The organism is Streptomyces sp. MBT53 (assembly GCF_016654115.1).
Classification (GTDB): Bacteria; Actinomycetota; Actinomycetes; order Streptomycetales; family Streptomycetaceae; genus Streptomyces.
The window spans coordinates 208960-216134 of the sequence record NZ_JAEQAZ010000001.1 but is presented as its reverse complement, the minus strand read 5'-3'; the positions used below and the strand labels follow the sequence as shown (position 1 = coordinate 216134).

The following is a 7175-nucleotide window of genomic DNA, read 5'->3' as shown; positions in this document are numbered from 1 at the left end:
GGGACGGGCTGGTGCCCGGGCACCAGCCCGTCCCCGACGTCGGCGGGCTGCCGCGCCGACGCCGCCGCACCCCGGTCGCCGCAGCGAACGCGCAGGCGGCCCCGGCCGTACCCGTCGCCCCGGCCCAGCCGGAGTGGCGCCCGGAGCAGGCCGCCGCCGCGCTCGGCGCGCTCCAGTCCGCCACCGCCGCCGCGCGCGCCGCGAGTGACGGCGCCGGGAGCGCCGTGGACGAGGAGTCCGCGGGACCGCGACCGGTGGTGCGTGACCTCGATCAGAAGAAACACGGGAACGACTACGAGGGGGGAGCGGCTAGATGATCAGCCGCGATGGGGGCGACACGGCGTGGGTGCTCGATCCGATCCTGGAGGTGCCGCATGTGGTGGCCGCGGTGCTGCTGACCCGGGACGGGCTGGTGCGCGGGTACACCGACGCGCTGTCCCAGGCCTCGGGCGAGCGGGTGGCCGCGATCACCAGCACGGTGCAGGGGGCGTGCCGTACCGCCGCGGCGGCGTTCGCCGACCGGGAGGACGCCGAGATCCGGCAGGTGGTGATCGAGTCGGACCACGGGTATGTGCTCATCGTCCCCACGGATCACGGGACTTGTGTGGCGGCCTACGGCGACACCGAGGTGCGCCTGGACCTCCTCGCGCACCGGGTGCACTCGCAGGTGGCGCGGCTGGGCGAGAAGACGATGGCCGCCGCTCCGCGGGGAGTTGACGGCGGCGCGTCGGCATGACGGGCCGCCGCGGCGGCCGTCCCCTGGTCCCCGCGTATCTGTCGACCGGCGGGGTGGCCCGGCCGAGCCGTCCGCAACTGGAGCGGCTGACGGTGCTCTCCGGCAGCGGCGAGCCCGTCCCGGCCGGGCTGCCCGCCGCTCAACTCGCCCTGCTGGACGCCCTGTCCGGCGGTTCGCTGACGGTACTGGAGGCGGCGGCCCTGCTGGAGCTGCCGGTCTCCGCCGTTCGGGTCCTGGCCGGCGGTCTCCTCGACCGGAACCTGCTGCTCGCCCGTGCCCCGATCCCGCCCGCCGAGTCCTTCGACCCCGACCTGCTGAAGAGAGTGGCCGATGGCCTACGCGCCCTCAAGCACGACTAGTGGCATCCATCTGCCTGACACCGCCCAGGAGTTGGTCAAGATCCTGATCGCGGGCCCGTTCGGGGTGGGCAAGACGACCCTGATCGACTCGGTGTCGGAGATCCGGCCGCTGCACACCGAGGAGCGGCTGACCGAGGCCTCCGTCCACGTGGACGACCTCGACGGGGTGCGGGAGAAGTCGACGACGACCGTCGCCATCGACTTCGGGCGGCTCAGCCTGCCGGGCGGGATCGTGCTGTACCTCTTCGGGACGCCCGGGCAGGAGCGGTTCCGGGCGCTGTGGGAGGACATCTCCCACGGCGCGCTGGGGGCGCTGGTCCTGGTCGACAGCCGCCGGATCGACGCCTCCTTCGACATGCTCGGTCTGGTGGAGGAGAGCGGGCTGCCGTACGCGGTCGCCGTCAACACCTTCCCTGACGCACCCCGGCACCACACCGACGAACAGCTGCGCGCCGCACTGGACTTGGCGCCGGACACCCCGCTGGTGACCTGCGACGCCCGGGACGCGAACTCCTCGATCGACGCGCTGCTCGCCCTGGTCCAGCACCTGATCGACCGCGACCCCCCGGAGCACCGGTGACCACTTCGTCCCCCGTCCGACCCGTCCGGCTGTGGGAGGACGGCTTCGCGCTGGATCCCTACGGCTACTACGCCGCCCTGCGCGCCCAGGGCCCGGTCGGCTGGGCCGAACTCGCCCCGGGCGTACCGGCGTACGTCGTCACCGAGCGGCGGGCGGCGCTGGAGCTGCTGCGTGACACCGTCACGTTCTCGCACGATCCCCGGCCGTGGGAGTCGACGGTCGCCGAGGACTCGCCGGTTCTCGGGATGATGCGCTGGCGGCCCAATTCCCTGTTCGCGGACGGCGCCGCGCATGTCCGCTACCGTGCCTCGCTGATCGACACCTTCGACCGGATCGAGCCGCACGACCTGCGGGCCCGGGTGCACCGGGCGGTCCATGTCCTGGTGAGCCGGATCGGGCCGCGCGGACAGGCCGATCTGGTGGGCGAGTTCGCCCGGCCGCTGATGGCGCTGGTCTTCAACAGCCTGTTCGGACTGCCCGACAGCCAGAGCGAGCGGCTGGACCGGGCGCTGGGCATGATGATCGAGGGCGGCGACCGAGCGGCCGAGGGCGAGGCCGAGTTCGGCGGCTACGTCCTCGAACTCATCGCCGCCAAGGCGGAGTCGCGCGGCGACGACCTGACGAGCTGGCTCCTGGACCATCCGGCCGGGCTGAATCCGGAGGAGGTCGCCTGGCAGGTGTTCCTCACCCTGGGCGCGGGGCACGAGCCGACCGCGAACCTGGTGTCCAACGCCCTGTCCCGCATCCTCGGCACCTCGGTCTACTACTCCACGCTGACCAGTGGCGCCCGTCCGGTGATGGACGCCGTGGTGGAGGTTCTGCACCACGAGACCCCGCTCGCCAACTACGGGATCCACTACGCCCGTTCGCCCGTCACCTTCCACGGCGCGTGGATCAGACCGGCGATTCCGGTCGTCGTCTCGTACGGCGCGCTCGCGCACTTCGCCGAGCAGGAGGTCGTCAGCGGCCGGCATCCGAAGGACGCCTCGCACCTGTCGTGGTCGGCGGGTCCGCACGCCTGCCCGGTCAAACGGCACACGCTGCTCATCGCGACGGAGGCGATCGAGCGGCTCACCCTGTGGCTGCCCGACCTCGAACCCGTCGTACCGCGCGCGGAGTTGACCTGGCGGCCGGGCCCCTTCCACCGTTCGCTCACGTCGCTGCCCGTGCGGTTCAGCCCCCGCTCCCCCGACCAGCCAGGAGACCCGTCGTGACCGTGTCCGACCGCATCGTCCTCGACCCGTTCGGCGCCGACATGGCCGCCGAGAGCGCCAAGCTGCGTGCCCTCGGCCCGATCGTGCCCGTCGAACTGCCCGGCGGCATCCCCGCCTGGGCGCCCACCGGCTACGACGTCCTGAAGGAACTGATCCTCGACCCGCAGGTCAGCCGGGACCCCCGACTGCACTGGCGCCTGTGGCCCGAGATGGGTGAACACCCCTCCTGGGGCTGGGTGTTGGGCTGGATCGGCGTCGTCAACATGCTCTCCACGTACGGCACCGACCACGCCCGCCTGCGCAAACTCGTGGCGCCGAGCTTCACGCACCGGCGCACCGAGGCGATGCGGGCCCGGGTGGAGACGATCACGACGGAGCTGCTCGACGCGGTGGCGGCCGACGACGCCGAGGTGGTCGACATCAAGGCCGCCCTCGCGCATCCCCTGCCGATGCGGATCATCTGCGAACTCTTCGGTGTGCCCGACGAGTTGGTGGCCGACACCGGGCGGCTGATCGCGGCCATCATGGACACCTCGGACCCGACCCCGGAGCACGCGGAGTTCGTCCAGCGGCAGATCGGCACCGTACTGCCCGCGCTGATCGCCCACCGCACCGAACACCCCGGTGACGACCTCACCACGGAACTGATCCGGGTCCGGGACGAGGACGGCGACCGGCTCAGCGACGAGGAACTGCTCTACACGCTGCTGCTGGTGATCGGCGCGGGCTTCGAGACGACGGTCAACCTCATCGGCAACGCGATCGTCGCCCTGCTCAAGCGCCCCGAGCAGCTCGCGGACGTACGCTCCGGGAAGATCACCTGGGACGCGGTCGTCGACGAGACCCTGCGCGTCCACCCGTCCATCGCCTCGCTGCCGCTCCGGTTCGCGGTCAGTGACCTCACCGTCGGCGACATCACCGTCCCGGCCGGGGACGCCATCCTCACGACATACGCGGCGGCCGGGCTCGACCCCGCACACTACGGCCCCGACGCGGACACCTTCGACGCGGCCCGCGGCGCCGACGACCACCTGTCCTTCGGCATCGGCGTGCACCGCTGCATCGGCGCACCGCTGGCCCGCGTGGAGGCCCTCACCGCGCTGCCCGCGTTCTTCGACCGCTTCCCGGACGCCCGCCTCGCCGTCGACGCGGACACCCTGCGCCAGGTGCCGTCCTTCATCGCCTTCGGCTGGCAGGAGATCCCGATACGTCTGCACGGCTGAGCGCCGCCGGTGAATCCGTACGGCCGCTCGGGCACCCGGCGCCGGAACGGCTCCGCCGCGGCCTCGGAGGGGAGCCGCAGGCGGAGCCGTGCTGCCCGGGTTCGGGGGAGAGCCCCGAGCGCACTTGTCGGCTTCCCCGCTTTCACCGGGGTACGCCCGTGCGATTCGGGTGACGTGAGGGCCCGCGCGGCGACCCGTGGCCGTACGGCATAAGCTCGGCGGGTGGCCAAGTACTTCGACGTGCACCCGGACAACCCGCAGCCTCGCACCATCTCGCAGGTCGCGGACAGTGTGCGGTCGGGTGCGCTGATCGCGTATCCGACCGACTCCTGCTACGCGCTGGGCTGCCAGCTCGGCAATCGTGAGGGCATGGAGCGGATCCGTACGATCCGGCAGCTGAACGACCGGCACCACTTCACGCTGGTGTGCCAGAACTTCGCCCAGCTGGGCCAGTTCGTGCACATCGACAACGACGTGTTCCGGGCCATCAAGGCGTCCACGCCCGGCAGTTACACCTTCATCCTCCCGGCGACGAGGGAGGTGCCGCGTCAGTTGCTGAACGCGAAGAAGAAGACCGTGGGCGTGCGCATCCCCGACCATGTCGTCACCCAGGCGCTGCTGGCCGAGCTGGGCGAGCCGCTGCTGTCCAGCACCCTGCTCCTGCCCGACGAGGAGGAGCCGATGACCCAGGGCTGGGAGATCAAGGACCGGCTCGACCACGTGGTGGACGCGGTGCTCGACTCCGGGGACTGCGGCACGGAACCGACGACCGTCATCGACTTCTCCAGCGGCGAGGCGGAGATCGTCCGCAAGGGCGCGGGGGACGTCTCCCGCTTCGAGTGACCCCGGCGGCGGGGCCGCGATCAGGCGTGCCACGATGATCGGAACACGCCGCTCCGGGCCGGCCGCAGGCCCGGCGCCGATCCGCTGGGAGGCACCCCCGCCATGACCGCCGTACAGGGCACAGCCGTGGACATCCCCACCGAGGACGGCATCGCCGACGCCTATCTGGTGCATCCCGGCGACGATCGCCCCCGTCCGGCCGTGCTGCTCTACCAGGACGCCTTCGGACTGCGTCCGCACCTCAGGTCGATGGCCGACCGGCTGGCCGAGGCCGGTCACACGGTCCTCGTACCGAACGTGTTCTACCGGCACGGCCCTGCGCCGGTGGTCGAGCTGCCGGAGTTCATCGATCCCGAGGCGCGCCCGGAGATCTTCCAGAAGGTCGGCCCGCTGATCATGGGGCTGACGCCCGATCTCATCGAGCGGGACGCCGGTGCCTATCTCCGTTGGCTGGCCGAGTCTCCCGTGGTGGCCGACGGGCCGGTCGCGATCACCGGGTACTGCATGGGCGCCCGCCTCGCGTTGTACACCGCCGGCGCCTACCCGGACCGAGTGGCCGCGGTGGGCGGCTTCCACGGCGGGCGGCTGGCCACCGACGACCCGAACAGCCCGCACCTGGCCGCCGAACACATCACCGCCGAGCTGTACTTCGGCCACGCCGACCAGGACCCCTCGCTGCCCGAGGACCAGATCAAGCGGTTCGACGACGCGCTCACCGCGGCCGGCGTCCGGCACCGCTGCGAGGTCTATCCGGGCGCGCGGCACGGCTACACGCAGGCCGACACCTCGTCGTACGACGCGGAGGCCGACGAGCGTCACTGGGTCGCGCTGCTCGACCTGCTGGAGCGCACCTTCTGATCGAGGACCGCGTTTCCTGATTCAACCCGGGTGCCCACGGCGCGAGTTGCCGTGGGCACCTTTCGTTCAACTCATTGACACACAGGCGGCTCGGCGCGACATTGAGAGCGCTCTCACACAGGTACGGACCAATTTCTCGTACACCCCCCACACGGAGGTGAGTAGTGCTCGGCAGAATTCTGCGCCGACTGGGCGCCGCGACCGCGGTGGCCACGATGCTCGCGCTGGCCACACCGCTGACGGCGGACGCGGCGGTGCCCGCCACGATCCCGCTGAAGATCACCAACAACTCGGGCCGCGGCGACGCGGTCTACGTCTACAACCTGGGCACCAACCTGGCCACCGGCCAACAGGGCTGGGCCGACGCGGCCGGCACGTTCCACGCCTGGCCGGCCGGCGGCAACCCGCCCACCCCGGCACCGGACGCGTCGATCGCGGGCCCGGCGGCCGGACAGTCCACCACCATCCGGATCCCCAAGTTCTCGGGCCGCATCTACTTCTCGTACGGTCAGAAGCTCGTGTTCAAGCTGACCACCGGCGGCCTGGTGCAGCCGGCCGTGCAGAACCCGACCGACCCGAACCGCAACATCCTCTTCAACTGGTCCGAGTACACGCTGAACGACTCCGGGCTGTGGATCAACAGCACCCAGGTGGACATGTTCTCCGCGCCGTACGCGGTCGGGGTGCAGCGGTCCGACGGGAGCACGGCCAGCACCGGACATCTCAAGTCGGGTGGCTACACCGGGTTCTACAACGCGCTGCGGGGACAGCCGGGCGGCTGGGCCAACCTGATCCAGACCCGGTCGGACGGCACGGTCCTGCGAGCGCTCTCACCGACGTACGGCATTGAGACGGGCGCCCTGCCCAGCACCGTCATGGACGACTACATCAACCGCGTCTGGTCGAAGTACTCGTCGTCGACCCTGACCGTGACACCGTTCGCCGACCAGCCGAACACCAAGTACTACGGCCGGGTCTCGGGCAACGTCATGAACTTCACCAACAGCTCCGGTGCGGTCGTCACCACATTCCAGAAGCCGGACGCGGCCAGCATCTTCGGCTGCTACAAGTACCTCGACGCCCCCAACGACCTGGTGCGCGGGCCGATTTCGCGCACGCTGTGCGCGGGCTACAACCGCTCCACGCTCCTGGTCAACCCCAACCAGCCGGACACCACCACGGCGAACTTCTACCAGGACGTGGTGACCAACCACTACGCCCGCAAGATCCACGCGCAGATGGCCGACGGCAAGGCGTACGCGTTCGCGTTCGACGACGTCGGCGCCCAGGAGTCCCTGGTGAACGACGGGAACCCGCAGCAGGCCTACCTGACGCTGGACCCGCTGAGCTGATCAGGACCGG

Annotated in this window: 8 protein-coding genes and 1 pseudogene; all 9 read left to right on the top strand. The window is 71.0% G+C overall.

Annotation, left to right across the window (positions count from 1 at the left end; translation table 11 throughout):
• A pseudogene (locus tag JHN45_RS01035) lies at window positions 1-317 on the top strand (ATP-binding protein); the annotation flags it as partial.
• A complete protein-coding gene (locus JHN45_RS01030; protein ID WP_093631113.1) occupies window positions 314-736 on the top strand; it encodes a roadblock/LC7 domain-containing protein in 423 nt (140 codons plus the stop codon). The pseudogene JHN45_RS01035 and the gene JHN45_RS01030, both read left to right, overlap by 4 nt.
• The gene (locus tag JHN45_RS01025; RefSeq protein ID WP_200711267.1) at window positions 733-1095 is read left to right on the top strand and encodes a DUF742 domain-containing protein; all 363 of its coding nucleotides are present in this window, start codon (window positions 733-735) and stop codon (window positions 1093-1095) included. The genes JHN45_RS01030 and JHN45_RS01025 overlap by 4 nt, the downstream gene beginning before the upstream one ends.
• Window positions 1067-1675 (top strand): ATP/GTP-binding protein, encoded by a 609-nt coding sequence (locus JHN45_RS01020; protein WP_200711266.1) that lies wholly within the window; start codon window positions 1067-1069, stop codon window positions 1673-1675. Before JHN45_RS01025 ends, JHN45_RS01020 begins: the two co-directional genes overlap by 29 nt.
• On the top strand, window positions 1672-2889 hold the full coding sequence (locus JHN45_RS01015) for a cytochrome P450 (RefSeq protein WP_200711265.1): 1218 nt from the start codon (window positions 1672-1674) through the stop codon (window positions 2887-2889). Before JHN45_RS01020 ends, JHN45_RS01015 begins: the two co-directional genes overlap by 4 nt.
• On the top strand, window positions 2886-4112 hold the full coding sequence (locus tag JHN45_RS01010; RefSeq protein WP_200711264.1) for a cytochrome P450: 1227 nt from the start codon (window positions 2886-2888) through the stop codon (window positions 4110-4112). The genes JHN45_RS01015 and JHN45_RS01010 overlap by 4 nt, the downstream gene beginning before the upstream one ends.
• A gap of 222 nt (window positions 4113-4334) precedes the next feature.
• Window positions 4335-4955 (top strand): L-threonylcarbamoyladenylate synthase, encoded by a 621-nt coding sequence (locus JHN45_RS01005; RefSeq protein WP_200711263.1) that lies wholly within the window; start codon window positions 4335-4337, stop codon window positions 4953-4955.
• A gap of 102 nt (window positions 4956-5057) precedes the next feature.
• The gene (locus JHN45_RS01000; RefSeq protein ID WP_201047595.1) at window positions 5058-5813 is read left to right on the top strand and encodes a dienelactone hydrolase family protein; all 756 of its coding nucleotides are present in this window, start codon (window positions 5058-5060) and stop codon (window positions 5811-5813) included.
• Between the two features lie 164 nt (window positions 5814-5977).
• Window positions 5978-7165, top strand: a complete 1188-nt coding sequence (locus JHN45_RS00995; protein WP_201047594.1) for a glycoside hydrolase family 64 protein — start codon at window positions 5978-5980, stop codon at window positions 7163-7165.
• Window positions 7166-7175: the final 10 nt, after the last annotated feature.

Coding starts and splice junctions, on each gene's coding strand:
- JHN45_RS01025 (WP_200711267.1), top strand. CDS start 733: ATGACGGGCCGCCGCGGCGGCCGTCCCCTGGTCCCCGCGTATCTGTCG.
- JHN45_RS01020 (WP_200711266.1), top strand. CDS start 1,067: ATGGCCTACGCGCCCTCAAGCACGACTAGTGGCATCCATCTGCCTGAC.
- JHN45_RS01030 (WP_093631113.1), top strand. CDS start 314: ATGATCAGCCGCGATGGGGGCGACACGGCGTGGGTGCTCGATCCGATC.
- JHN45_RS01000 (WP_201047595.1), top strand. CDS start 5,058: ATGACCGCCGTACAGGGCACAGCCGTGGACATCCCCACCGAGGACGGC.